The following is a 26,818-nucleotide window of genomic DNA, read 5'->3' on the forward strand; positions in this document are numbered from 1 at the left end:
AGATCAATGCTAGTGAAGCACCCTCGGCAACGCCAAAGCACGGAATTGCGCGCAAAGGCTGTTTCCTATTTCCTTAGTTGTCATCGTTCGAACGAACGGACCTCGTTCATTGCGCTCGAGGTTGTCTGAAACTCCGAAAAGGCTGCCCTGCTCATGCCGCAAGCTGCCCTGTCTGGTCACTCCAGAGCCTCCACGATAGACCTGTGAAGCCCTCCCCGACCGCGTGTATCGTCCGGGTCGAGACCGTGGTGTAGAGCGCGGTGATGTCGAGCATGCTGTGCCGGATTATTCGAAATGCGCGTGCTGACGAGCGCAGCTGAAGGCAGTCAGGTCTCATGGTTCAAAGGTAGCGGCCAGCCCCGCCCCGGAAGGCGTGGTGCGGCCAGCTATTAAATCATCCCGCCTAGCTGACCGAGGCCTGTGGACGACTTCACCCATTTCCGTCAAAGGCCGGTTCTCCCTGCTTTCTTTGTGTCGGCGGGGGTGTCGATGACGACTGGCAAGTCTGGTAGGATCAGATAGCGCCATCGGACGCTGGGCTCGTGCAATCCTTTTTCAATCTGACCTGATCATCCTCCCCAGCCGCCGCCCCCGCTTCCACCGCCGCGTCCGCCACCGCCCCCAGACGGAATGACAGGCGCGGGAACAGGCTCGTCCTCAACCGGTATAATCACTTTCTTCGCAGTTTTTTGTTTGCGAACGGGCTCGACGACCTTCGGCGAAGGAACCCGGCGAAGGATCTTCGGCTGGGGCGTTTCGACCAGTGGCGTCGGTTCAAGTTTCGGAACCAGGGAAGTGCAGCCCATAAGCCCCGCCAAGAAGCCGGATAACGCTGTTCCAAGTATTGCTTGTTTCAAGACTCCGCCCGCCATTGTCTCCTCCTTGGTCAAAACAAGTCCCGACGCGGATTGGCTTCTTCCCAGACTCGTCTGGCCGCGTTAACCAGTTGGGTGTCTTGTGAACCGGAGCCAGGAAGCCTCGATTTCATTTCCTGTCGCAATTGCTTCAACGCCGCTGTTTTTGGCTTCGGTCCGAACTTCGCAAGCGTCCTCTGGGCGTCCGGCAGTTCTTTGCGCACGTCAAGTGCGGCCGCAAGCGCAAGGAAGCGCACGGCAAGGGCCTGGTCGGTCTTGTCGCCCTTTTGCATCTCGAGGGCCGCGCGATCGTAAGCTGCGAACGGATCACCCCGCGCGATCCCAATTTCGAACAATCTTTGCGCTTCTGCGAGGCTCCGTTCCACACCGACACCGTCCCGATACATGCGTGCGAGGCTGCCAGGCGCATAGGGCTGGCCGAGATCGATTGCCTGCTGAAATAGCGCTAGTGCCGTTTTGGGATCCTTCTCAACGCCCTGCCCGGACAAGTAATTGCGCCCGAGCAGGTTCATGGAATACATGTCCTGCCGCTGGACACCGGCTTGCAGGAAGGCAACAGCGCGGGCCGGGTCAGCGGTTACGCCGTTGCGGCCCTCGGTGAAGATCGCGGCCAGATCGTTCATTGCATAGGTGTGCCCCATAGCGGCCGCCTTGAGCAGCAGGTCCAAACCCTTGCTGGTGTCGGGCTTGACGCCGTAGCCATTGAACAACGCGCGACCCCACGACGTCATCCCGTAGGGATCGCCTTTGTCGGCGGCCGCCGCGTAAAGGGCATTGGCCTGGGTGCGGTCCAGGGCCACGCCGGTTCCGGTCGCATACATGTAGCCGAGTTCGAACACCGCGCGTACATGTCCCTTCCTGGCCGCCTCCTCGATGGCTGTCTTGGCTTGTTCGACCTTGCCTGCCGCAAGCAGCGCCCGCCCCAGTTCATAGCGGAAGCGCGGGACTTCCGGATAAGCCTTCGCCGCGGCCTCGCAAAGATCCACCGCGCTAGCGCCAATTTCGTTCGGCAGCAGGCCGGGGGTGACGCCTTGCAGATCGAGAGGTTCGCCGGCAGCCGTGTCGCACGGATCGATCGTCGGCGACAGTTTCATCGTGGCCGGCTTTGATGAGCTGCTGTCCGCCCGGATTTCGAAACCGACCTCGACCTTGGCTTGCGCGCCGATCTGCGGTTCATAGCGCAGCCGGTCGACCTCCCCGGCCATCAGGCTGGACTGCGGCGACAGCGTTCGATCGGGCAGCGAGAGCGTTCCCGTTGCCGGATAACTCGATACTTTCAGGCTGACGGCGGGATCATCGGTCGGGAAATCCAGGTTCAGCGCAATTGGACCCACGCCCACGGGAACTTCGATGTCGCGGTTGCCGATCGCCTCGGCCGCGCCGGTGATATGAATGCCACGCTCCAGCACCTGCTGCTTCTGCTCGGCCTCGAGCGAAGCCACGATCTGTTCGCCTTGCGCGCCTTCGCCGCTCTTGACCCGGAACACGACGATGCCTTGGGTCTGGCCACCCCAGTCGTCATGCGTCGCATAGGCCAGCATGTCGACCTCTTCCTGCGGGGCGACTCCCTTGGGAACATCCATCTGCAGACGCGGCAGATCCTTGCCTTGGATCGGCACGCCCAACTCGACAGGCTTGCCGTCCAGCATCAAACGCCCCAGGGTGGGCGGTCTTTCGATGCTCAGGGTAATCGTGCCACCATCGACATCGACCGGTTCAGGCAGACCCAAATCGACGGGTCCGACCCCCGACAGCACGACCTTCTCCAGCACCGGCGGCAGCGAGGGTCGATTGCTGCGGCGCATCAGGACGACTTCGTCGATCAGCGATGAGTTCTCCCAGGGAACCTGGAGGCCGTTTGTGGCCTCGACCACATCGCGGCGCACCGCCGCCATCACGGTGCGGATCTCCTGGTTCGGGGCCAGCGCGCGACGGGAAAACGCAGCCGAAAACGGGCTGAGTTCGCCGGCGCCGTCATAAGCCGCCGCGCCGGGTTCGGTGGCGAAAGCAATCAAGGTGTTCAGCGAGCTCCTCACCTGCGCGAGCCCGGTATTGCCGGCAGTAATGAGCTGGTCTCTCAGCCAGTAATTCTTGCGCGGAAACGGATTGTTGCGGCAGGCGTCGAGTATGATCACCTGGATCTTTGATTTCGAGCGTAACTGTTCCAGCACATCGTTGAGCTTGATGGCCTGGACTTCGATGTCCGCCGCCTCCTTCAAGGAGGCATCCACCGGGATCAGAAAATTTTCGCCGCCGATCTGGAAACCGTGGCCGGAGTAGTAGACGACGGCCAGTTCTGAGCCGTCTGCGGCGGCAAGATAGTTGCGGAACTGCTCCTCGAATTGCAGCTTCGTCAGATCGCTTGCGACAAAGACGTCGAATCCTGCCAGTCGGAACGTTTTGGACACGTCCTCGGCATCCTTGGCCGGGTTTTTGAGTGCGGGGAATTGTCGGTACTCCGAGTTGCCGATGACAAAGGCGACCCTTCGGTCAGCGCAAGCCTCAAAGGTCGTGAAGCTCGCGAGGAGGAAGGCTGCGATGATTCCGCAAAGTCGGAGCATGGCAAATCCCTTGAACGCTATTGCCTCGCCCACAAGAACACGGCATGTGCCAGCAAGGTCCGTCAGAGAGCATGCAATCTGCCGAGACAAAAAGAGAGAAAAGCCGTCGCGACAGCGGGCATATTCCTCACTTGATTGAATGCTAAATTACATGAGGGACCGAGTGTCTGCAACGTCTGTCACACCTCCAGGCGTGCTCTTCCGACCCTGGCGCTCTGCTCGGTCGGCCACGCGAGACTTACGAGCCTGCCAGTTCAACCACGCTACGGATCAAATCCGGGTCACGAAACAGCTCACGGCGACACAGAGCTGGACCCGCGGCCGCGCCAGACCACATGGCCGCTAGACAGTCGACCGGATTGAGCACTGCGGCGGCCGTCGTAAGCAAACTCTTGCCGTTGCCCAGCGAAGCGACATTTTCACGATTGTCCCGGCAGCTCGAATTGAAAAGCCCGGCGGCTCTGCGCGGTTTTCCACCATCGAGACGAGGCAAGATTGTTGGGTCCGAGTGTATGGCGGAGGGGGTCGTGTCCCCACAGGTGGTGTAGCTCGGCGGTAGCGAAGCCGTTCGCGAGCGCGCCCTTGATAGCGCTGTAGCGAGCGAGCGGCTTTGCGGTGGTCATCGGCGCTTTCCGGTAGGGTTTGGTTGTTGACGCCAACCCATTTCGGAAGGACCACCGATAACCGACGACATGATGAACCTGCGCACGCTCGTGGAGAAGACCCCGGATGCCGATCTCTTGCGCGAGATGATCGGCTTTGCCGCCGAGCGGCTGATGGAAATGGAGGTGGGCGCGGCAACCGGCGCCGCCTATGGCGAGAAGAATCCGCTGCGGCTCGCCCAGCGCAACGGCTATCGCGAGCGCGACTGGGAGACGCGGGCCGGCACGGTCGAGCTACGCATCCTGAAGCTCAGGAAGGGTTCCTACTTCCCCGGTTTCCTCGAACCGCGCCGCATGGCCGAGAAGGCGCTGACCGCCGTCATCCAGGAGGCCTACGTCCAGGGCATCTCGACCCGCTCGGTCGACGACCTGGTCAAGGCCATGGGCATGAGCGGCATCTCGAAGAGCCAGGTCTCTCGGCTGTGCGAGGAGATCGACGGCAAGGTCAAGGCCTTCCTTGAGCGGCCGATCGAGGGCGACTGGCCATACCTGTGGATCGACGCCACCTACCTGAAGGTCCGCCGCGGTGGGCGGATCGTCTCGGTCGCTGTCATCATCGCCGTCGGCGTCAACGCGGCCGGCCGGCGCGAGGTGCTGGGCATGGAGATTGGCACGTCGGAGGCCGAGCCGATCTGGACGGAGTTCCTGCGCAAGCTGACACGTCGCGGCCTGCGCGGCGTCAAGCTCGTCGTCTCCGATGCCCACGAAGGGATCAAGGCGGCCGTCACCAAGGTGCTGTGCGCGACATGGCAGAGGTGCCGCGTCCACTTCATGAGGAACGTGCTGGCCCATGCCGGCAAGAGCGGGCGCCGGGTCGTCTCAGCCTTCATCGCCACCGCCTTCGCCCAGGAAACGCCCGAGGCCGCGTCCGTACAATGGCGCGCCGTCGCCGACCAGATCCGGCCGAAGGTGCCGAAGCTGGCGACAATCATGGACGACGCCGAGCCGGACGTGCTTGCCTACATGACCTTCCCGAAGGAGCACCGTGCCAAGCTGCACTCGACGAATCCCATCGAGCGCCTCAACGGCGAGATCAAGCGGCGCACCGAGGTCGTCGGAATCTTCCCGAACGACGACGCGATCGTGCGCCTCGTGGGCGCAATCCTGCTCGAACAGAACGATGAATGGGCAGTGCAGCGGGCCAGATATATGACTCTGGAAACGATCAGCCAGATGAGCGATGATCCCCTGATCAGCCTGCCAGCCGTGGCGCGCTGATCAGCCCGGCCCATGCCGGAGAGCACGGCGACCAATGTCGTCAGCTACACCACGCCGCGGGACACGATCGCGGAGGGAGAGGAACTCGTATCCAACCTTCTGCGCACCTCACCAGACAATCGTTCATATACGCCGAACGGATCGCCGGAACAGCGATCGGTACGAGCCAGGTTGCTTTAGCTGCGGCAGGCGGGCCTAAACCACGCCATGCTGTGGTCGCGTGCCAGGAAGGGTACGCGTGGAACAATGGCTTCTCTAGAAAACGCCGCCAATCCCAATTCCGCCACTGATATCGGGAGGAGCCGCTGCGGGAGGCGAGGATTGCGGCTGCGAGTTTCTGGCATTTTTTCGGCTGGGAGCACCCTTTTTCCGCACGGGGGCGACGTCTGAGGCGACACTTGCTCGCCTTGGCCTCTGCAGTACGGTCACGGGGTCTTTGCAGATGCGGCCGGAGTGCAAAAAGAGCTCCCCCAGAAGTTCAACGGTCGGCTCGGTGGCCGACGGTGTCCGCTTGATGTTCTTGTAATACGTGCTGAGAGCATGGAGCGAGCCCTTGCCCCAATCTCCGTCAACCGTCATGCGATAACAACCCAGGCGGCGCAATTCTGTCTGGACACTGCGTACGAGCTCGGCTTTCTTTTCAGGCTTCGTTGCACCAGCCTGCGTGCCAACGATCAATGTTTCAAGACCGGAGATCACACTTTTCCGGGCCCCTTCGAGGCTGGCAGTCTCCGTACCGACCGCATCGGCTGAAGCGCCGGATGGCGCCGAGGCGTCCAGCGATCGTAAAGTCTGTCCCACGATAATCACCGCAGTCTGCAAGTCGTTGGAAGCAAGTTCTACCTGCAGTCTTTGCTTCGCGACAGGATCCGACAGGATACGCGATAGGCTGGCGCTCAACTGAGCCGGGTCGAGCACTTGCTGCTCGGTGAAGTAAAACTGCTCGCGAAGATTGGACTGATCCCACGGGACCTGACGACCGGCAGTGAGTGCTTCAGTCTCGTTGCGCACGCGGATCATCATGTCCGAAATGCTGAGCCCTGGGATCTCGACATTCTTCACCAGGGCTGTAGTGAACGGGCTGTTGTCTCCCGAGCCGTCCGCCGTGATGTTGCCTGGCTGGGTTGCAAAGGCAACAAACGTGTTTTCGCCCACTTCGACCTGCGCGAGCCCATTCATTACGCTTGGGCCTTTGCCCATCGGGTTGTTTCGGCACGCGTCGAGGAAAATGAAGGTCTGCCGTTCCCGACTTGAGAATCGTGCGATCAGGTCGTTAAGCTTGATTGCTTTCGCAGTCAGTTCCCCGATGGTTTCAGGATCGGGCGTGTCGACCGGCAGCAGGTAATTTTCGCCCTGAAGCTGCAGGCCATGGCCGGCGTAGAAGATCAGTACCGCGCTAGCGCCCACAAGCTTGCCATCGGCATGGCGAAAGAGTTCGCCGAAACCGGCAAGGGAGAGATCCACTCCCAGCAGCACATCAAAATTCAGCCTTCTCAGGCTTTCGGAAAGCCTTGTGGCGTCGTTCACCGCATTGGGCAAGTGTGGGAGACGAACGCTTTGGTAGTCGGAGTTGCCGATGACAATGGCGAGCCGCTTGCTTGGTTGTTCCGTTGGTTCATCTTCGACCGCCGCTTGAGCGCGTACCGATCCAACCAGTGCCACCAGCAGAACCATTATGATGCGCAGGAAGGGGCTGTGGGTCCTGTAACAGGCTCGTTTCAGCATGCGACAATCTCAGAGTCGTCGAAGTGTCGAACCGGCTCACGCTACTCTTGCGCGTGAAACTTATGTCTCGGAGTGCAGCGGCTTTTTTACACCAGAAATCACCTCAAAGAAAGCGCAAGGGTGGTGCTAGCCCGCTTTCTTGACGCAGTGCTCATCCGAGAGAGTAGCGCTGGCGCGTGCAATCGACAATCCGGTCGGCAAGCTCCGCCGCAGGTTCTAGCAAGCAGAAATCGAGCAATGTACGAAACCCATATCCCACGCGGCGAGAACCTGCTACACTCTTGGCAGCGCCGGTGCAATATGTTGCACCCACGCTGCCACAGCCAGATATTGCATTGAGACTCTTCTGCGTATCGCATCCCTTATTACATTGGCTTTGTAGTTAAGAGGGGAAAGGACAATGAAGGAAAGCTTCGCTCGGCGCTTGTGCGCAGCGGGCATGTTCTCGTTTGCCGCTGCATTGATCTTACTGCCTTCTCAAGCAAGCGCCTGCATTATCGACAGTGAAGGCGTCTTTCTGGACACGAACTGCTATCTTGGAGGTGCGACCAACAGCGTAATTGTCGACACGTCTTTGCGGGCGCTTGGTGATGTAGTTGACAGCGTGGTCGAAGCGGACGTCGGCCTCGCGAACGGGGTTCCGCTCGCCCAGTCTACGCCGTTCGGTGTTTTCGCTTCCGGTCAGTTGGCTCGCACGGAACATGACGGCTTCTCGATTTCGAATAGCTTGGGCGTGCTCGATGGGCCGAGCTTCCGCGTCGATGAATTCTCCGCTGCCATCAGCGTCGACTTCAATGCCGCAAAGCATTTTGGATTCGGCAGCGAGCATGGACTGAACCTCGGCCTGTTCGCCGGGTATGCCTCGGCCAAAGTCGATTCCGATGCGTTCGGGTTCATCGGGGAGGGTGAAGCAACCAACAGAAGTGGGATGTTCGGCGGCTACGGGCTCATTCGACGCGGCACGAGCTATGCGCTCGTGGCAGCATCTGCCTTCCTTGGGAACACCGACATCGAAAGGGGGGGACGCACTTTCGGCAGCTACGACACACAGGGTTATGCACTAACAGGCTCAATTGGTCGCATCTTCAACCTGACCGATCGGGTGCGACTCGACATCCGTGGCGGATTGTTGGGCGTCATCTTTACCGGCGATGGATACACAGACAGCTTTGACACTGTCTATGGAAAGAGCCGGTTGTCGTTTGGCGCAGTCAAATTCGAACCTGGAGTTTACGGTGATTTTCTGCTCGGCAATGGCATGGTGATCAGCCCCTATGCGCGATTGGATATCCAGCAGCGCTTCGGCTATTCCAACACGGCAAGCGCCGACGGTAGACAGAGTGACTTTGACGACGCGGACTTTTCGGCTGCACTGTCGTCCGGCTTCAACCTGAAAATGTCTCAATCGATAATGCTCAGCAGCGAAATTCGCGGTAAGTGGTCTCAAGACAATTCAACCGTCAGCGGCAAGCTGGGTGTGAAGATCGCCTTTTGAATTCGGGATTGGGATCCGGTAATTGGGCTGGCCAGCAAAAAAGCTGATCATCGCCATTACCAGCTATTCAGCGGCGGGATGCGTTTGATGCGGCTGGTCAATAGCGCGGGCGATGACCCGGGGAGCGGGTCCAGCAGGGTGCCCAAGCGCGGATGGTGGCCTTCCCGCTGGGGATGAAATGCAGATTGGCGAATCCTCGTCATCGCGGTGGTGGCTCCGCTCGGTCGGCCGCGCGAAACCTACGAGCCAACCAGCTCAGCCACAACGACAGATCAAACCGGGGTCGCGCCGAGGCAGTGCTGCTTTTCCAAGGCGCTTTAGGGTCGCCAGTATGCCGGCCTTTATGCGCCGCGCAGTCGCTGCGAACCCTCACTGCACCCCATTTTTTCAGCCCGCGCCCGCGCACTGGCCCGTTAACGGGATTCGGTCGAAGGGTGTGGAGACCGAGCTCCTACATCTTCGAGAGGAAGCGAGCGCCTTTGCCTTCTTGAAAGCTGCCGACGCTACACTTCTTTTTTGAGCAAGACGCGCCGGTCCGGCTTGAAGGGTGGGCCGATCCGATAACGGTTCACGGCGGTACAGAGCTTGATCCGGGACTCCCAAGAGACACCTCTCGATCCGCGGAAGATCGGGTCTGCGCTAGGCCGGCCATCGTATGGCACTTAGCCGTCAGAATTTTGGCAGTTAGGGCCGGATCTTGAAGTTTCAAACGAACTCTCTCAGCATGTCATCGCCGTGGCGTTAGCCGCGGCTTCCTTTAGCCCCTGTGCGCCGCCAGCAATGTCGCGTAGACATGCCTGCCGGCATTCGGCGCTGCGACGTGAGAATCCCATGCGAATGCTGTCGCGTACCCTCTTCCTCTTCCTAGGGCTCGCCGCCGCCAGCCTGTCGCCCGCCCGGGCTGCGGCGGGCGATTGCGCCGATGCCGCCGCGCTGGTGCAGCAGGCCTATCCCAAGGCCCGAAAGAGCGCCGGCGGCACCTCGTTCACGCTTGAACCCCATACCAGCATCGTCTCAACGCTCCCGCAGAGCGATGCGCCATTCGGACTGGCCTGCAGGACCTGGCCAGCCCATGACGACCTGCTACTGGTCGCAGTGCCGCTGATCGACACCGCTAGCGCCGACCACCTGCATGTCGGCGATATCGAGCTTCTGGTCATCGACAGGAAGAGCCTGCGGGTGCGCCAGCGCCTGCTCCAACCCGGTCTGATGACCGATGACATGATTGTCATTGAAAAGGTGGAATTCGACACCGGCCGTTATGCACTGGCCCCCGATGTCAGCGCATTCGGCCTGCGCATCGAAATGGCGCACCATTCGCTGACCGCCCCCTTCACTGAAACCGACCTGCGGCTTTACGCTCTCGTGCGCGGTGAACTCAAGGTGGTGCTCGACGGCCTCGTGGTGGCCGGCTCTGGCGGCGACAGCGATGGCAGTTGCGCCGGATCCTTTCATTCCAGCCAGGTCAGCCTGGCGATAAGCCCGGCGAGCCATCATGGCTATCACGATATCACCGCGGTTGAGCGGACGAATACCGACAATCCCTTCCCCGACCAGAATGGCGAATGCCAGTCCCATCCCGGCAAGGCTGTGAAGCGTACCTACCGGCTGCGCTATGACGGCAGCCGCTATGCGGTCCCCGCGGCACTCAAGGTGATGGGGTTGTGACGCGGCCGCACACGTCCCTGCCTTGGTTCGTCAATGTTATCAATTCCAGTTGAATGGGTATCGACCGTTAATTCTCTCGTGCTAGGAGGCGCGCAAGGGGGCTCTTCTCGAAGGAGCTGATGATTTGTGGTGGTCAAGATTCAAAAGGGGTTTTGCCGGAACGTGGGACGACAGACTGGACGGACTATTCTCCGCAAAGGTCGACTACGCCGGAAAATCCATTCTCGATGTTGGCTGCAATATGGGTGTTGTCGCCTATGAGATATCCAAGCTGAAACCCAGTTCGATCCATGGGATCGACATTGCCAAGCCGCATATCGAGACTGCAAAAATGTTATTGAGCGGCTCCCCGGTGCATGCCCGGTTCGATCGCCTGAATCTTGGCAGCCGGCGCCTCGGCAATATTCTTCTACCGAAATATGATATCGTCCTGCTGCTGGCCGTCTATCAGCACATGCAGCGCAACATCGGCCCAGGCAAGGCGCGAAGGGTGCTTTCCAATATTGTGAGGCGCACCTCGAACGTCGTTGCCCGCGTTCCGCCTGGAACGGATGGCGAATTTATCGAAACGCTCTCTGACGAGGGTTTCCAGGTCAAGAGCACTCACACGTCGCCTCTTGGTAGTCATGTGCTGGTGCTGGAGAAACCCACCCCAGGAAATCCGCAGCCATAGGGCCTCGCCAGTGGCAATCTGCCCCACTAACATCCCATGTGTCAGCAGCGGGCGCCGACCCGCTGCTGGCTGCAACTCACCCCGGGAGCTCCGATTCGCCGGCAGAAAGCATTTTTGCAGATGGACTTCGCGCCAATGCCGTTGACATTGAGGGCCGCGGCCGCGGTGTTCTCTGCCACCGCCTTAACAGACCGGATGCGCCCGCTGGCGTAGGTGACGAATACCAATTTGGCCGTCACGGCGAGAGCGCTGGCCGTCCGGCCTGCGGTCAGCGCGCCGCCGGTGTCCAAATTCAGCCATGTGCGCTATCAGCTCGCAGGCGCCCGTTCAGCGCTCACGGCTCATGGCGCCGGACGGGTGAACAGAACTCGGAATTGCTTCTCCGCACGCCGCAGTCCCTCATCTGTCAGAACCACTGAGTTCGCCTTGTTTGCCGGATTCGCGATCAGCCCCTTCTCGTGCAGGCGATCCAGAGCATTCCAATCCAACCCCTTCCAGGCGCGCCTCTCTTCATGCAGCGTCAGCCAAAGCAGGCCCATAACGGCATCGTCGATCTTGTCGGTGTCGATCTCCATGCAAGCAGTCTAACATGCGAGAAGGCCTCTGCCACGATCCACACCGGATGGCTACTGCCTGCCACGAGCGTTCGCCTGAAAACAAATGCTCCACTCAGGCGTCACATCCTCGACGGCGTCATTGGGGGGCGACAATCCGGGACGGGATTGGAGTTCATCATGATGCCTAAGCGGCCGTGGCAGCCATTGCCGCCGGCAATGAAATGCGGATCGGCGAAATCCTCGTCGTCGCTCTGGTTGCGCTGACCGTAGGCGAGCGGCGCACCATTCAGGTGCACGTCATGCTGCCGGCAGCGCGAAATACCGCGTCACCCGCCGCGGTGTCCCATTTCATAGTGCGGCCGAAACGCGGATACGTTTCGCGGGACACTTTCTTTTCCGACGCGCTCTCCGGCCGCAGAAGGCTCAGGCACCACGAGAAGCAGGCCGCGAAGCTCATCGAAGACATGAAGCATGTCGAGGCGGTCCTGCATTTGTTGGAACCTGGCTTCAATGCCCGCGCCATGTCCGTCAAGCGGCGATCCAAACCCACTGTTCAAGCGCGGCTATATCATCCGGGCCGCCATTGACGCTCTGAGGACCGCTACAGCGCCAATGAGCGCTGAGGAGATAGCGTTGGTCCTACTCCGCTCAAAGGGCGTTGAAGCGCCTACGCGAGAAGAATTGCATTTGATGTATGGTGCGGTGAGCGCATCGCTTAAGATCAATGCCAGCGTGACCCTACACGACGGGCGCTCGCGCCGCTGGACCCTTGTCTAAACCCTAGATTTCCGCCATCCCGCTTTGCGCGCAGCTTCCTCAGAGCAAAACCAGCGTTCGCCTTTAAGAAGATTGATGCGCGTCTCCCTATAATATTCCTGTCCGGGAACGTGATAGATTTTCTCGCCAGTGTTGTAGCTGATATTGCCCTTGATGCCGCAGCCTACAGCGGCGGGAGCGAGCTCAAGGGCGAGCAGGCCAGCCAAGACCGCTCCCCCGGTCGCGATCTTCGCCCACAATGGCGTCCCATCCGAACGATGGCGCCTGCGGCGATAACGCGCGCGGTTGTACCGAGTGTCCTGATAATGGCGGACCATGCCTTCTCCCCTTGGGGAGAATGCTTCCTTTGCGGCAGAGAGTCCAGAACTGGCCTTATGCCGCCAGACGGCGTTGCCAATAGCCGGTGAAATCGACTCATGGTTTCCGCTTCAAAGCGTTTCCGGCAAGACGCTCGACTTGTTCGCCGTTGGTGTTGCGCCGGTTTGTCTTCGCGCCATGCCGCTTCCTGAGCGTAGCGGAGGAGATAGACGCCAGCGATATGGTGACCAAGGCCGATTTCCGCCCGACGCAACCGGCTGAAATATTCCTCCGCCACCATTTACCTGATCATGCCGGTTCACCGGCATGATATGTTTGTCTGCTAGGTCGGCAAATCCCGTGGCGGTTGCGCCATAATACCGTTTTCATCGAGCGGACACTGACTCTGGTACCGTGCCGGGAATGAGCTATAGTTCAGATACTAAGACGGCCGGGCGCTTGCACAATGGCTGGACTGGGTGAACAGATTGCGCGTCAGCAGCGCGCCATGGGACCGCTCCTGGTGGCGGCGGTGGTCATTGGCCTTATCGGTCTGCCCGTGGCAGCCTGGCTCGACCTGCGAGACCTGTCGGAACGCATGCTGCGCAGGCAAGCCAGCGAAATCAGCCGGATCATCGACGAAATGCGCGGATTCTACGGCAGCGATGTCGTGGGACGCGTGCTGCAGGCACACGGCGCCGTGACTGCGACGCACAACTACCGGGACGTGCCGGGTGCGATCCCTATTCCGGCGACCCTCTCGATCGAACTTGGCAAGCGCATCAGCGCCCACGACGGGTCCGTCAAATATCGGTTCGTCTCGGATCTGCCTTTCAAAGGTCGCGCCCCCCACCAGCTCGATGCGTTCGAGCGGAATGCAATCTTGGCTTTGCGCGCCAACCCGAAGGAGCCGATCATCGAAGTCTCGGGTTCACTGTTTGACCGGCAGGTCCGCGCCGTGGCCCCTGTAATAATGGGACAAGTCTGCGTGACCTGCCATAACTCACACCCGGACAGCCCCAAGACCGACTGGAAGGTAGGGGATGTTCGAGGTATCCAGGAGATATCGGTCAATCAGCCTATTGCTGCGAACGTGCTGACCTTCAAGTATCTGCTCCTATATTTCGGCTTCGCGGCGGCGGCGGGCCTGACGTTCATTCTCCTGCAGCGTCGGCAGTCCGCGTTGATCCAGGGGATCAACAAGGAGCTTTCCGAGGCAAACGACTTCCTGGCCGCGATTTCATTGAAGATCGCCAAATACCTTTCGCCTCAAATCTACAAAAGCATCTTCAGCGGCCAGAAGGACGTCACCATCGCGACCGAGCGTAAGAAGCTCACGATCTTTTTCTCCGACGTCAAGGATTTCACCGCGATCGTGGAACGGCTCCAGCCCGAGGACTTGACGCTTCTCCTCAACGAGTATTTCACCGAGATGTCGACGATCGCGCTCAGACACGGCGGCACCGTCGACAAGTTCATCGGCGACGCGCTTCTTGTGTTTTTCGGCGACCCCGAGACGCAAGGCGTCGAGGAAGACGCGAGAGCCTGCTTGCGCATGGCTGTCGACATGCAGCGTCGGGTGGAGCAGTTGAACAGGGTGTGGCGTGATCGCGGAGTTGAACGGCCCTTCCGAGCTCGCATGGGCATCAACACGGGCTATTGCAATGTTGGGAACTTCGGTTCCGATGATCGGATGGACTACACGATCATCGGAGCCGAAGCGAACCTGGCGGCCCGTCTGCAGTCGATTGCCGAGCCCGGCGGCATCTGCCTCAGCTACGAGACTTACGCGCTCGTGCGCGACCTCGTCCGAGCACGTCCGTTGGCACCGATTGCCATGAAGGGGATCAGCCGGGAGGTCGTCCCCTACGAAGTCGAGGGCCTCCTGGGTGAACTCGCCCAGCGCCCTCAGGTCATCAGCGAGCACGCGACTGGCCTCGACCTGTTCCTCGACGTTGAGGCAATCGACGAGAACGGCGTCGAGCGGGCGAAGAAACGACTTTCGGAGGCGCTCCTGGCCTTAACCATCCGAACGAAGCCCGCCGCATTTTAAGTTCTTGTTCGTGACGCAATGTCGACCGGAGCCTGCCACAGAAATCAGGTTCAATGCCGTCTCGGCCACCGTTATTGACGCACTCGGGTGCTATCACGAGGTGCGACTAGGAACGGCGTTCCGAGACGCGACGGCTCTCGCGCCTCTTTCCTGAGTTCGACGTGATCTTGTCGTGATCGCAATTTTTTGGGCAGGCGGACGCACCCGAGCAATCTTGCCCCGAATTCGCCCCGAATTGAAGATCAGTACTGACACCGTGACAGCATAGCCGTTTTTCAACCAGGGGAGAAAACGAAGTCGCTGATGATCCAGGACAGAACCACGGTTGGAGTCGTGGTCCCCATGTTCAATGCGGAGCAAACCATTTGCTCCACCCTGACCAGCATCTGCCGGCAAACCTATCAGGCACTGGATATTATTGTGGTGGACGATGGTTCCGCGGACAAGTCCGCATCGATCGTGGCCGCCTATGCCGAGAAAGATCGACGTGTACGGCTCATAAGACAGTCGAATGGTGGCGTTGCGCACGCTCGCAACCGCGGCGCGGCCTCCACCGACGCGGAATTTCTGGCGTTTGTCGACGCTGATGATCTTTGGGCCCCATCGAAAATCGAACTGCAATTGCGCGCCCTGCGCGAAGGCGGCTCTTCGGCGGGATTGGCCTACTGCTGGTTTGCACACATCGACCAGGATGGTCGGGTATTTTCGCTCCGCCATCAGCCCGACGCCCAAGGTCAGGTACTCCAGCGCATGTGCAGACAAAACGTGGTCGGCAACGGAAGTTCGGTGCTTTTACGTCGCTCCGCATTCGAGCGAGTGGGGCAATTTGATCCGTCCTTGCGAGCTAGGAATGCGCAAGGCTGCGAGGACCTTCTGCTGTGCCTCAGAATAGCGGAAAATTATGAGTTCCGCCTCGTGCCGCAGCATCTTGTCGGTTACCGGATGACGAACGTCAACATGTCGAGCGATGTCATGCAGATGCTTCGTTCCTGCGAAATCGTTCTTGCCGAATTTCGTGAAAGATACCCGTCATTCGGGGGCGATTTCGATGCCCATCTGGTCGACATGATCCATTGGCTTGCCACAAGAGCTTTGATTGAGGGACGGTTTTTCGCTGCAGGCGAGCTGCTGAGGAGACTCTTTGTGATGGAACCAGGCGTTACGATCTCCCGCCTGCCCAATATGCTGGAAGAATACTGCAGGGGCCGACTGGTTCCTCGATGGCTCAAAAAGAGCGTGCGACGAATGCGAAACGACAAGAGCGAATTTCGACCCCTCTATAGCGAAATGAGCTGGTGAAGATGCCTTTGACGCCGAACCGGCGCGCAAATCTGGCGAATGCAGAACTCTACAGGCTGTTTGGCCCGGATGGCTGCACAGGTATACGTCACGTGGATTTAGACACCCAGGTCGCACCCGAGGATTGCGATTCCGGCATGATCGTGGTGTGGCGCGACGGGCTTCCAGTCGGGCATTTGCTCAGAGGGAGCGACGGTGAGTGCCGCATTACCCCGATCAAGGCTGCTGCGGCCCCAAGGCTTACCCCACAGGTTCTGAACCTGCCGCGCGCCAGCGTGGTCATATGCACGCGCGACAGGCCGAACGAGTTGCGGCGCTGCCTCTCGTCGCTTCCACAGCAAAGTGTCCCTCCGGCAGAGATCATCGTGGTCGACAACGCATCGACAGGCAGCGAAACGCGCGAGGTAGCGGTCGCTGCCGGCGCAATATACGTCCGCGAGGATCGACCCGGATTGGATATTGCCCGTAATCGGGGGGCTGAGCGTGCATGCTCGGAAATCGTTGCCTACACTGACGATGACGTTCTGCTTCATCCGCAATGGCTTGAGCAGCTGATCATAGCATTCGACAACCCTTCGATCGGCGCGGTGACTGGCCTTGTACTGCCAGCCGAACTTGCCACCGAAGCGCAGCGCTATTTCGAGACGTTCTGGAGCTTCGGGCAAGGCTACATACCCCAATTTTTCCGCGCCGCCGACTTTGCCGCCAGCAAGCACGAGGTGTTCCCGGCCTGGAAAATCGGTGCCGGTGCCAGCATGGCCTTCCGGCGCGAGGTGTTTGACCGCGCGGGGCTGTTTGACGAGCGCCTCGACGTCGGCCAGGCTGGATGTTCGGGCGACTCCGAATATTGGTATCGGCTTCTCGCCAACGGATATGATTGCCGGTACCAGCCCACCTCCGTCGCATTCCATTTCCACAGGCGGACGATGGAAGGCCTGGCCAGGCAAATCTATTTCTACATGCGCGGTCACTCGGCCGCGTTGCTCGTCCAGCATGAACGGACTGGCGTGAAGGCGAATTTGAGACAGGCTTTCAAATGGAAGCCGCTTTGGTACCTGGGCAGAGTTCGCAGAAGGTTGTTTGGACGCAGGACCGCCGAGGATCGTTTCCTTTGGCATGAAATCGCCGGCTACGCCTCAGGAATCCTGTTCTACCTCCGAACCAAGCGCAGGTAGGGCGACGTGGCGGACAATCCCTGGGTTTCAATCGTGGTGCCCGCGCGGAACGCGGAGCTGACGCTGGCACAAGCACTCGACTGTCTCCTCGGTCAGGATATCACTGATTGGGAGGCGATCATCGTCGACGATGGCTCGAGTGACGGCACCGCCGCAATCATCGCCAGTTATGTCGAGCGCGATCCCCGATTTCGCACGCTGAGTTCTTCTGCCCATAGCGCCGCCGGCGCGCGCAATCAGGGGCTCTCTTCAGCGCGCGGACGCTGGCTGATGTTCCTGGACGCGGACGATTGGGTGGACGCCAGCTTTCTGGCGAAAATGCTGGCCGTGTTGGAAGCCTCGCCCGATTCAGTAGCTGCCTATTGCGGTTCTCGCCGGGTGATGCCCGATGGTGCACTTACCCCACCGAGCAGTGCGCCCGAGGTCGCAATCCAGCCTTTCGAGACATTCGCGCGCCGCTGCGCCATCCGCACTCACGCGTTGCTAATCGATCGCGCGACAATTACCGAGTTGGGCGGCTTCGACGTTTCGTTGCGCACCTGCGAGGATTGGGATTTGTGGCAGCGCGTCGCGCGTTTAGGCAAACGCTGGGTGATGGTGGACGAGCCGCTCGCTTTCTATCGGAACAGCCCCGGCTCGCTCACCCGCAATTCGACGCAAATGCTGGCAGACGCGGAAATCGTTATCGCTCGCGGCTTTTCCGCCGATCCCAGGGTCAAGCACCCGGCATCCGCTCACGCCAATGGAGCGATTTCGGCGCACGGCGGAACCGCTTCCGAAGCACTCGCGTGGTTCGTGTTGTGGAACGCCGCATCAGATTGCGGCAGTGGCGGCGGGTCGATCGAGCCGCAGACGCTGCGCGCGCTCCCGGCCAGATTTGAATGGGCCCGTGAAATCGCAAAGGTGGTCTTCGACGGTCTGATGGTAGGGAGTTTTGCGGCGCCGCAGCAATTGGCTGCGAGATGGGAAAGGTTCGGCGGTCCCCTCACCGATCTGATCGCTGAACTCGCCAAGATCTGGAGAGATCCGGTTGCGGGTCGTCGCGTACAATATCATCTCGAGCAAATGCTTCTCGACTTCGACAATCTCGCCGCTCCACGCAGACTGGCGCGGACGCTCGGGATTCGCGTCGATGCCCGAAATCCGACCTCAACCGACCTGCCTGAAGGGATCGATCAAATCTATGCTTATTTGATGGTGGATGGCCGGATCGAGGCTCTCGTCCAGTTCGGCGTACTCGGGACAGTGACAAAGCGTCACTGGATTGAACTGCTACTGAATGTAATGCCTGCCCAAGCGGTCACACGCGATCTCTCCGGATTTAAGCGCATGGCATTCCGCTTCTGGAAGGGTGCCGCGCGGCTTGCGAGCCGTTCGCCTTCGCTGCCCCTGGAACAGGACGCAGGAACCGGCAAGACAGATATGTTGGCTGCACAGGCCATGATGCGAATAGCTGGACGCCGGTCTGATCGGGACAGCCACTTCGGCAAACTCGCGGGATTGGCAGCGGAAGCGCAACGTCTGGTGCGGTCGAGCGCCGAAACTAAAGAGCCTCTTGCAGCGCCGCGGCGTGCGCAGGCGGACGGTGGCCGGGACAAGGATCGCAAGTCGTTCTGGGATCGCTATTTTGCGACCGAAGATCCCTGGAACTACAGTTCACCCTACGAGCAGGAAAAATATGAGCGGCAGCTCGAAATTCTGCCGGCCGGTCCCATCGGGCGAGCGCTTGAGCTGGCCTGCGCGGAGGGCCACTTCACGCGGCAGTTGGCCCGGCGAGTGGGTCATCTAACCGCAACCGACATCTCTGCCGTAGCCGTCGAACGCGCGCGTGAGCGGTGCAGGGACCAACCGAACGTCGAGTTCGGCGTACTGGATTTCGCCGCCGATACCCTGCCGGGTGCCATGGATCTGATCGTTTGCTCGGAAGTGCTCTATTTCCTGGACGATCTCGCCGAATTGCGGCGCGTCGCCACAAAACTGGTGCAGGCGCTGGTCCCCGGTGGCAGCTTCGTCACCGCGCATGCATTCGTGCTTCGTGACAATATGGAACGAACGGGCTTTGATTGGGACCACAAATTCGGAGCGAAACTGATCTCGGAGACGCTGGCTGCGACCGAAGGCATTGTCCTCGAGCGATCGATCCAAACCGAGCTCTATCGCATTGACCGCTTCCGCCGCCTGTCGCCGCAGGATGTGTCGATGGAAGCGAGGATCGATGAGGTCCCAATCCAGGCGCCAATCGAGACGGAGGTCGCGCGGAAGATCGTCTGGGGCGGGGCGCGGGCCTTGCGCCGCGACGTCGCACGCAGCGAGCGCCGGGAGCGTATCCCTGTCCTCATGTATCACGGCGTCGCCTATGAAGGTCCGGCCGCGCTCGCCCGCTATCGGGTTGCACCCGCTATGTTCGACAGCCAAATGGTGTGGTTGCGCGCCAACGGCTTCCACGCGATCATGTCAGAGCAGCTGAAATGGTTCATCGCCAACCGTCACCCTTTCGTGGGCCGCCCGGTGCTCATCACGTTCGATGACGGATTCCAGAACTTTGCCGACCATGCCTGGCCGACCTTGCGCGCCAACGACCTGACCGCGGAAGTGTTCCTGGTAACGGATCTAGTGGGTGTGAGCGCGCAGTGGGATGCCGACAGAGGTCCGCCGGCACCACTCATGGATGCCCGGACCGTGGGACGCCTTGCCGCCGAAGGCGCGTTCTTCGGAAGTCATCTGGCAACGCATCGTGCGATCGATGGTCTTTCGAGCTCCGAGCTGGCCTCTGAGTTGCTGCGCTCGCGTATGTTCGTGGAGCGGTGGACCGGTCGGCCAACCACGGCGTTCGCGGCACCCTTCTCTGTCACCGACCGACGGCTTGGCAGGCTGGCCAAGGAGTGCGGCTATCGAATCGGCTTCGGGGGCAGATACGGGCCGGCGGACCTCGATTGCGATCCCATCGACCTTCCCCGCATCGAGGTGCGCGGGGATCGCTCGCTCGACGACTTTGTTGCGATGGTGGAGGCCGTCCTCGAATGAACGGCAAACTCGTCAGTGTCATTATCCCGGCTCACAATGCCCAAGATACAATTGACGAGACGCTCCGCAGCGTCCGCTCGCAGTCTCACCGCGCGCTCGAGATTATTGTCGTCGACGATGGCTCGCGCGACCAGACTGTCACCATCGCCCGACATCACATGGAGGCCGACCCGCGTGTGCGGCTGATCGAGCAGGAAAACGCTGGCGTGGCTGCTGCCCGCAATACGGGTTGGCAAGCGGCGCGGTCTGATCTGATTGCATTTGTCGATGCCGACGATCTGTGGGCGCCGACGAAGATTGAGCGGCAACTGGCTGTGTTCGATCGGGCGGACGAGAAAGTGGGGCTCGTCTACTGCTGGTATCTGGTCATCGATGCGCAGGGCGCGGTAACGGATGATCAACATCGCCCAAACTGGCGGGGCGATGTACTTGAACGTCTGTTCCATGGCAATTTTGTTGGCAACGGCAGCGCTGCCTTGGTGCGCCGGCAGGCGCTGATCGACGCAGAAGGTTTCGAGGGCCGGCTGCGAGAGGCCGGCGCGCAGGGTTGTGAGGACATCCTCTTCTACTGTCGCGTCGCGGAAACATATCAGTTCGAAGTCGTCGAAGAGCCGCTGGTCGGGTATCGCTACCTACCGGGGAATATGTCGAGCAACATGACACGAATGCTGCGCTCCTGGATGCTTGTGGTGGACGAGATGCTCGCCCGCCACCCCAATGCGGCTTCCACGCTGCGCCAAGGTCTGCATTTCTATTCGGCCTGGCTCCTGGAGCGGACGTTGCGCCAGAGGCGCCTAAGGTATGTGCTGCCGATCCTGTCGTTGCTGCTTCGCCGTCATCCCGCTATCGCCATGCGGATAATCGCCGTGGATTTGCCCTTGATCGGGGCGCATTTGGCCAAGCGCGTCGCGACGAAGTTGGTGCGCGCTCGCCTGCCTGTCCGGCCGCGGCTGACCGTACGGTTCCCTATTGGGGAAGTGAAATGACCGACGAGAACGGGGCCATACGCCGCGGTGCGGTCCGTGCTTCGTTGCGCGATCTTTCGCACCTGCTTCGCATCGTTGGCAAGCCGCGCTGGGCGACACCCGCGCTGCTCGCGGTAGGCTTTCTGTCGTCATTGGCCGAGACGCTCGGCATCACCCTGATTCTGCTGTTCCTCTATCTGGTGTCCAGCCGGATCACGGAGGCTGGAAATGGCCTTCAGGGTCGAATGCTGGGCATGGCCGTAGCCTGGTTCGGTAGTCCTACCCGGCTCGCCTTCGCGATCCTCCTGCTCATCCTCGCGCGTGGAGCACTGGCTCTGCTGTATTCGTTGATAAGCTCCAGTATCGGTGAACGGATCAGCGAGCGCGTGCGCAACCTCGTGCACGAACAATATCTCAGGGTCTCCTTTGGATACATCCAGCGGCACGAGCAATCGCAGCTGATGGAGGTGCTCGGGACCGAATCGTGGCTGGTTGCGCAAGCCTATGGCGCGGTAACACGGCTCATCATCAACAGCTGCTCTATCTTCGTGTTCGCCGTCTTTCTGCTCACGATCTCCTGGAAGATCTTGCTGATCGCAGCCCTTGGCTCGATGGCGATCTCGGCGATCTTGCGCATCTTTTCGCGACCGGCGCGGGACCTGGGACACCGGGTGAAGAAGATCCATCAGTCGCTCGGCGAGCACATGCTCATGACGCTCCAGGCGTTGCGCACCATCCGCGCCTATGGACAGGAGGCGCTTCATCAGCGTCGCTTCGCGCAATCGTCGGCGGCCGCGCGTGACGCATCGCTGTCCATGATTCGCCTTTCGTCGTGGATCGGCCCAATGACCGAAATCGGCTACCTGGGAATGTTGGGCTCCATCGTGCTGGTCTCCGGGTGGTGGCATATCAGCTTCGAGGTGACGCTGGCCGCCGTGGCCCTGCTATATCGGCTGCAGCCGCATACGCAGGAGTTCGAGGGCAATCTGCTGTTTCTGGCGCAGATACAGCCGCAACTGCGCTCAGTCCTGGAGATGGTCCAGTCCGAGGACAAGGAATATCCATCGCAGGGCACCATAGCACTCGGACCTTTGAACGCGAGTATCGTCTTCGAGCACGTGAGCTTTGGGTATGATCAAAATGCGCCGGTGCTCACTGACCTGTCGTTCGAGATTACAGCCGGAGAAACCACGGCGCTGATCGGCGCAAGTGGCGCTGGCAAGACGACGATCGTGAACCTCCTCCTACGGCTATACGAACCGACTTCTGGCGACATCAGGATTGGCGGTGCCCGGCTGCAAGACATCAGGCGGGACGACTGGCTGTCCAAGATCGCCGTAACGGGCCAGGACGTCGACCTCGTCGAGGGCACGGTGACTGAGAACATCCGAATGGCCAAAGCCGATGCGACCGAAGAAGAGATTATTGTCGCTGCCCGCAGTGCCGGCGTCGCGTCGTTTGTCGAGGATCTTCCCGATCGCTACGATACCTGGATCGGGCAGGAGGGGCTGCGATTTTCCGGCGGCCAGCGGCAGCGCATTGGCCTCGCACGAGCTGTATTGCGCAATCCGGACTTTCTGATCCTGGATGAGGCCATGAACGCACTCGACACCGCGCTCGAGGATCAGGTACGGCGCGCGATTGACAGGCAGCTTGGCAAAAGGACAATTCTGCTGATCACGCATCGGATAGAAAGCGCGCGTGACGCCGCCAATGTTATTTGGATAGAGAACGGCATGATCAAGAGCCAAGGACCTGCCTCCGTCGTTGTTCCTCAATACCAACGTCGCCAGCATGAAATCGTATGTGCTTCCGATTCTGAGGATAAAGCACGGTGACCCTACTCTATGTCTTCAATTGCCCCCAATGCCGTGTGCAGACGCGGAGCCTCTGCATCGACTTGATCCGGCGCGGGCAGTGAATCGAGACCTCGTCGGCCGGGCCGTCGCTGCTCTCTCGACAACGGACAGAGCAGGCCAGCAGGTGGCGCGCCTGTCACAATCGGCCACGATACCAAGCCAGCGCCGTCTCGACGATCCTGTCTATTCCGGATTGCTCGCACACCCAGCCGAGTTCCCGCTCCGCTTTGCCGGCCGCGGCTACGAGCGCTGGCGGGTCACCTGCCCTGCGCCGACCGTAAACCACAGGAAGGCGCGATCCCGAAGCCCGGCTCACCGCATCGACCAGCTCCTTCACCGTCGTGCCAGTTCCAGTCCCGAGATTGTAGACGTGAACACCCTTGTCGCGGAGCAGTTTCTCACCTGCCAGGACGTGAGCCCGGGCGAGATCGGTGACATGGACATAGTCCCGCACCGCGGTGCCATCGCGGGTATCGAAGTCGATGCCGTTGACGGTAAAAATCCGGTCCCGCTTGACCGCCGCCTCGATAGCCAGCGGTATGACGTGTGTTTCCGGTTCATGCCATTCACCGATTTCGCCGTCGGGATCGCATCCGGCTGCGTTGAAATAACGGAGCACGACCGCGTCGAGGCCATGGGCATAGGAGAGATTATCCACCATCCGTTCTATGATTAATTTCGACCATCCATAGGGATTGATGGGCGACTGTGGATGAGTTTCGTCAATCGGAGAGCGAACCGGAACGCCATACGACGCACATGTGCTGGAAAAGATCAGCCTGCCGACGCCGGCCTTCAACATTTCCTCGAGCAACACCAGCGACCCGAAACTGTTGTTTCGGTAGTAGAGTCCCGGATGTTCGACAGATTCGCCCACATAGGCATAGGCGGCAAAATGCGCCACCACATCAGGCCGATATTGGCGTAAAGCCGCCGACACGGCCTCGGCGTCGGAAATGTCGCCCTCGACAATCGGCCCCCATTTGACCGCGTCGCGCCAACCGCGCGAGAGATTGTCATACGTGACGACCGACCAACCCGATTCGGCGAAGGCCTTGCAACAGTGTGATCCGATGTAGCCGGCCCCACCGGTGACCAGGACTGTCTTCATTCGGCAGCGGCGGGCCGTAGATACCCCGACGAAACCAAGCCCTCGAAATAGGCAATGGTCTTGACAAGGCCGTCGCGCAACGTCGTTCTTGGCTTCCAATCGAGCTCACGCAGGGCACTTCCGATATCGGGCTGGCGCTGGCTTGGGTCGTCGATGGGCAAAGGCAAAAATCTGATGGTCGACCGGCTTCCCGTGAGTTCGATCACAAGGTTGGCGAGTTCGAGCATCGTGAATTCGACCGGATTGCCGAGATTGATCGGACCGGTAACATCGTCATCCGTTTGCATCATTCGAACCAGACCGTCGATGAGGTCGTCGACATAGCAAAATGAGCGGGTCTGCTGGCCGGTGCCGTACACCGTTATCGGCTCGTTCTGCAGGGCCTGTACGATGAAATTGGAGACAACGCGGCCGTCGTCCGGACGCATCCTCGGGCCATATGTGTTGAATATGCGTGCTACCTTGATTCGCAGCGTGTGCTGCCGCCAATAGTCGAAAAACAGCGTTTCGGCACATCGCTTGCCTTCATCGTAGCAAGCACGCGGTCCAATCGGGTTTACCCTGCCCCAATAATCCTCGGTCTGCGGGTGAATTTCGGGGTCGCCGTAAACTTCCGACGTGGACGCCTGAAGGATCTTGGCGCGAACCCGCTTGGCGAGCCCCAGCATGTTGATCGCGCCATGAACGCTGGTCTTGGTCGTCTGGACCGGATCGGACTGGTAGTGAACGGGACTCGCAGGGCAGGCAAGATTGTAAATCTCATCAACTTCCACATAGAGCGGAAACGTCACGTCGTGGCGAATGATCTCGAAGGATCTGTTGTCGAGCAAATTCGAGACATTTCTTCGGCTTCCGGTGAAGAAATTGTCCACGCATGCAACCTCGTGGCCTTCGCCAAGCAGCCGCTCACACAAGAACGATCCCAGAAAACCCGCGCCTCCTGTCACCAGGATTCGTTTTGCCCGCTGCATTTCGGCGCCTCCAAGGCAATTTAGCCCACCCTAATCTCTGACCAGATTAGGCCGATTGACCAGCGGCGTGCTTTCAATTTTCGTTACCGACAGGACATTGTTGTCAAAATGCGAGGATTCCCAATTCATTGGCTGTCCTGCAGCGGATTGCCACATCCCGAGCTACTTCACGTTCGACCGCAGTTAGGCTGGAGGTCGAGACAGAAAGGTCGAAAAGCTTCCGGGGACGCCAGCCAAAGCGGATGCACCGTGGACAGCTTGGTTCCCGGAGTTCCTTCATCACCTCAACGGTCGTCGTTTCTGCAAGTAAATCAGAGGGCTGCCTGAAGACCGCGCAGCCTTCGCCTCGGTTCCATTCGAGGTTCGGGAGGCCTCGGAGTATCTGTCCGGTCTGGCCCGGTCTGGGCCGCGTCGCTTGCCCCTATTTGGGCCGGCGTGCGGCAGCAATGGCCTGCAACAGATTGATGCTGTTCACGTCGGGTTGACTTGACGCGGCAACGGCAAGTGCGGCGGCCTCGGCTATTTTCACGACGTCGTCGCTGCTGATCGTTCCGCGCTTCTCCAGCAGATTTACAAGTTCGACAACGAGAAGAAAGGCGTTCACGCCATATCGTTCGGCTTTGAGCTCGAACTCGCCTCGAGCCGATTTCCCCGCGTCTCCTTCAGCCCGTTTGTCCACGTTGGCTTCCTCTCCTATGGCGACAAGCTATCAACACTTAGCACGAATGGTTTGATCCTTCGAACTGACCACACCTTTGGCCAGTTGCCGACTGCCGGACCTCGGCGCCGGTGGCAACGCGCATGGCTTTAGCCAAGGATGAGACCTGCCAGCAGTACGGAAAGGACAACGGACGCTACAAGAGCAAGCAGCCCCCATGCCTCCAAGGTTTTATTTTGCGAAAGTTTCATGGGGCGCGCCTCGCTTTTAATTCCTGTTTCGCGGACGAGCTTCATCTCACGCCAGATCGGGCGCGGAGCCGACTTTTGAACGTGAGTAAGCGCTCCTCGGCCCGGAAAAGACCGATGCTGTGCGGGGGTCAGAAGCGCTACCTGTGCGGCGCCCGCCTGCTTTTCGTCGACGCGAGCCATTACAAGAATGACACCCTCTGCAATCTTGGGCTGGCGTGGCGTTTGAGGGAAGCCTGTGAGCGTCTCGACGAGCCCGCCGGCAAAGCCGCCCCATGTCATGCCGATCAAGGCCATGCCGGCCACCCCCGCAAGATCGATGCCCAGAGCTCCAAAAGCGCCAAAGCCGGCCAGCAGACCGGCCGGCCCGCCAACGACGGCGCCGACGCCCGCACCCCGCCAGAGAGTGCTCATCTCATCATCGCAAGCTCCGGCAACACTGATCGGCTCTTGGTTGTCGTTGTAAGAGCCGACGACGCTGATCTGCCGGCGAGGAATCCCGGCAGCCTGAAGCCTGCTGACTGCATGTGACGCCTGGGAATAGGTATCGAAGAGCCTGCTGATCGTCTGCATCATCTGGCATCAAGTCGCCCGCCGCCCCTTTGAAGCGGCATTCTCGTACAGGCTGTCGCGAAAACGCCTTGTCGGGGGGTCTGCCTTGATCAGGCTTGCCCTGGGCTCGCAGATCCCGGCAGAACCTGACGCCGATCTCCACCAGGACGCTCTAGCCTGTTCGCGCTCAAGCTCATGCTCGAGCGCGGCATGGCCGGCCTCTGTCAAACCAGTCCTCTTAAGCGCGGCAACCCGCGGGGCCAGCGCGTCGGTCTCGGGATTCTTGATGTGGAACGCCATCATTCATCACTGTAAGCGGTGTTCTCAGGCCACGGCCTTGAGCTCGAGCTTGTTGATGTAGACCCAAGGCAGGAGATCGTCGATCTGGCTGTTGG

The 26,818-nt window shown here is 60.1% G+C and carries 20 protein-coding genes and 2 pseudogenes; 10 read left to right on the forward strand and 12 right to left on the reverse strand.

The window, feature by feature from the left end:
* Window positions 1-886: 886 nt before the first annotated feature.
* Both NKH21_RS30850 and NKH21_RS30855 read right to left on the reverse strand, forming a co-directional pair.
* Window positions 887-3,436, reverse strand: a complete 2,550-nt coding sequence (locus tag NKH21_RS30850; RefSeq protein ID WP_352869641.1) for a caspase family protein — start codon at window positions 3,434-3,436, stop codon at window positions 887-889.
* Between the two features lie 419 nt (window positions 3,437-3,855).
* A complete protein-coding gene (locus NKH21_RS30855) occupies window positions 3,856-4,059 on the reverse strand; it encodes a hypothetical protein (RefSeq protein ID WP_352669230.1) in 204 nt (67 codons plus the stop codon).
* Between the two features lie 57 nt (window positions 4,060-4,116).
* On the opposite strand from NKH21_RS30855, the gene NKH21_RS30860 reads away from it, so the two are divergent.
* Window positions 4,117-5,316, forward strand: a complete 1,200-nt coding sequence (locus NKH21_RS30860) for an IS256 family transposase (RefSeq protein ID WP_352669319.1) — start codon at window positions 4,117-4,119, stop codon at window positions 5,314-5,316.
* A 255-nt stretch (window positions 5,317-5,571) separates the two neighbouring features.
* On the opposite strand, the gene NKH21_RS30865 is transcribed toward NKH21_RS30860, so the two are convergent.
* Window positions 5,572-7,041: a caspase family protein gene (locus NKH21_RS30865; RefSeq protein ID WP_352669232.1), complete on the reverse strand. Its 1,470-nt coding sequence runs from the start codon at window positions 7,039-7,041 to the stop codon at window positions 5,572-5,574.
* Window positions 7,042-7,441: 400 nt separating this feature from the next.
* Between NKH21_RS30865 and NKH21_RS30870 the strand changes: the two genes are divergently transcribed.
* The 3 genes from NKH21_RS30870 (at window position 7,442) to NKH21_RS30880 (ending at window position 10,877) form a co-directional block, all read left to right on the forward strand.
* Entirely contained in the window at window positions 7,442-8,536 is a 1,095-nt protein-coding gene (locus tag NKH21_RS30870; protein WP_352869643.1) for an autotransporter outer membrane beta-barrel domain-containing protein, read from the forward strand.
* 837 nt (window positions 8,537-9,373) lie between these two features.
* Window positions 9,374-10,204, forward strand: a complete 831-nt coding sequence (locus NKH21_RS30875; protein ID WP_352869645.1) for a PA3715 family protein — start codon at window positions 9,374-9,376, stop codon at window positions 10,202-10,204.
* Window positions 10,205-10,328: 124 nt separating this feature from the next.
* The gene (locus NKH21_RS30880; protein ID WP_352669238.1) at window positions 10,329-10,877 is read left to right on the forward strand and encodes a class I SAM-dependent methyltransferase; all 549 of its coding nucleotides are present in this window, start codon (window positions 10,329-10,331) and stop codon (window positions 10,875-10,877) included.
* 341 nt (window positions 10,878-11,218) lie between these two features.
* On the opposite strand, the gene NKH21_RS30885 is transcribed toward NKH21_RS30880, so the two are convergent.
* The 4 genes and pseudogenes from NKH21_RS30885 to NKH21_RS30900 form a co-directional block, all read right to left on the reverse strand.
* Window positions 11,219-11,452, reverse strand: coding sequence for a DUF6429 family protein (locus tag NKH21_RS30885; RefSeq protein WP_352669241.1), 234 nt, complete (start codon window positions 11,450-11,452; stop codon window positions 11,219-11,221).
* A 101-nt stretch (window positions 11,453-11,553) separates the two neighbouring features.
* Window positions 11,554-11,813: pseudogene (locus NKH21_RS30890) on the reverse strand (inositol monophosphatase family protein); the annotation flags it as partial.
* 394 nt (window positions 11,814-12,207) lie between these two features.
* Window positions 12,208-12,528 (reverse strand): sunset domain-containing protein, encoded by a 321-nt coding sequence (locus NKH21_RS30895; RefSeq protein ID WP_352669244.1) that lies wholly within the window; start codon window positions 12,526-12,528, stop codon window positions 12,208-12,210.
* A 97-nt stretch (window positions 12,529-12,625) separates the two neighbouring features.
* Window positions 12,626-12,803: pseudogene (locus NKH21_RS30900) on the reverse strand (transposase); the annotation flags it as partial.
* Window positions 12,804-12,974: 171 nt separating this feature from the next.
* On the opposite strand from NKH21_RS30900, the gene NKH21_RS30905 reads away from it, so the two are divergent.
* From NKH21_RS30905 to NKH21_RS30935, 6 genes are all read left to right on the forward strand, one after another.
* On the forward strand, window positions 12,975-14,561 hold the full coding sequence (locus NKH21_RS30905) for an adenylate/guanylate cyclase domain-containing protein (protein WP_352669247.1): 1,587 nt from the start codon (window positions 12,975-12,977) through the stop codon (window positions 14,559-14,561).
* 303 nt (window positions 14,562-14,864) lie between these two features.
* Entirely contained in the window at window positions 14,865-15,860 is a 996-nt protein-coding gene (locus tag NKH21_RS30910) for a glycosyltransferase family 2 protein (protein WP_352869648.1), read from the forward strand.
* Window positions 15,861-15,952: 92 nt separating this feature from the next.
* Entirely contained in the window at window positions 15,953-17,035 is a 1,083-nt protein-coding gene (locus tag NKH21_RS30920) for a glycosyltransferase family 2 protein (RefSeq protein WP_502911927.1), read from the forward strand.
* A gap of 6 nt (window positions 17,036-17,041) precedes the next feature.
* The gene (locus NKH21_RS30925; RefSeq protein ID WP_352869650.1) at window positions 17,042-20,059 is read left to right on the forward strand and encodes a trifunctional glycosyltransferase/class I SAM-dependent methyltransferase/polysaccharide deacetylase; all 3,018 of its coding nucleotides are present in this window, start codon (window positions 17,042-17,044) and stop codon (window positions 20,057-20,059) included.
* The gene (locus NKH21_RS30930; RefSeq protein ID WP_352669258.1) at window positions 20,056-21,045 is read left to right on the forward strand and encodes a glycosyltransferase family 2 protein; all 990 of its coding nucleotides are present in this window, start codon (window positions 20,056-20,058) and stop codon (window positions 21,043-21,045) included. The genes NKH21_RS30925 and NKH21_RS30930 overlap by 4 nt, the downstream gene beginning before the upstream one ends.
* Window positions 21,042-22,862, forward strand: coding sequence for an ABC transporter ATP-binding protein (locus tag NKH21_RS30935; RefSeq protein ID WP_352869652.1), 1,821 nt, complete (start codon window positions 21,042-21,044; stop codon window positions 22,860-22,862). Before NKH21_RS30930 ends, NKH21_RS30935 begins: the two co-directional genes overlap by 4 nt.
* A 157-nt stretch (window positions 22,863-23,019) precedes the next feature.
* Here NKH21_RS30935 and galE read toward each other — a convergent pair whose 3' ends face one another.
* The 5 genes from galE to NKH21_RS30960 form a co-directional block, all read right to left on the reverse strand.
* Window positions 23,020-23,994: a UDP-glucose 4-epimerase GalE gene (gene galE / locus NKH21_RS30940; RefSeq protein ID WP_352869662.1), complete on the reverse strand. Its 975-nt coding sequence runs from the start codon at window positions 23,992-23,994 to the stop codon at window positions 23,020-23,022.
* A complete protein-coding gene (locus NKH21_RS30945; protein ID WP_352869654.1) occupies window positions 23,991-24,965 on the reverse strand; it encodes a UDP-glucuronic acid decarboxylase family protein in 975 nt (324 codons plus the stop codon). Before NKH21_RS30945 ends, galE begins: the two co-directional genes overlap by 4 nt.
* Before the next feature lie 421 nt (window positions 24,966-25,386).
* Entirely contained in the window at window positions 25,387-25,644 is a 258-nt protein-coding gene (locus NKH21_RS30950; RefSeq protein ID WP_352869656.1) for a hypothetical protein, read from the reverse strand.
* 128 nt (window positions 25,645-25,772) lie between these two features.
* Entirely contained in the window at window positions 25,773-26,447 is a 675-nt protein-coding gene (locus tag NKH21_RS30955; protein WP_352869658.1) for a general stress protein, read from the reverse strand.
* A 6-nt stretch (window positions 26,448-26,453) separates the two neighbouring features.
* The gene (locus NKH21_RS30960) at window positions 26,454-26,726 is read right to left on the reverse strand and encodes a type II toxin-antitoxin system VapB family antitoxin (RefSeq protein ID WP_352869660.1); all 273 of its coding nucleotides are present in this window, start codon (window positions 26,724-26,726) and stop codon (window positions 26,454-26,456) included.
* Window positions 26,727-26,818 lie beyond the last annotated feature (92 nt).

This window comes from Mesorhizobium sp. M1329 (assembly GCF_040318035.1).
Classification (GTDB): Bacteria; Pseudomonadota; Alphaproteobacteria; order Rhizobiales; family Rhizobiaceae; genus Mesorhizobium.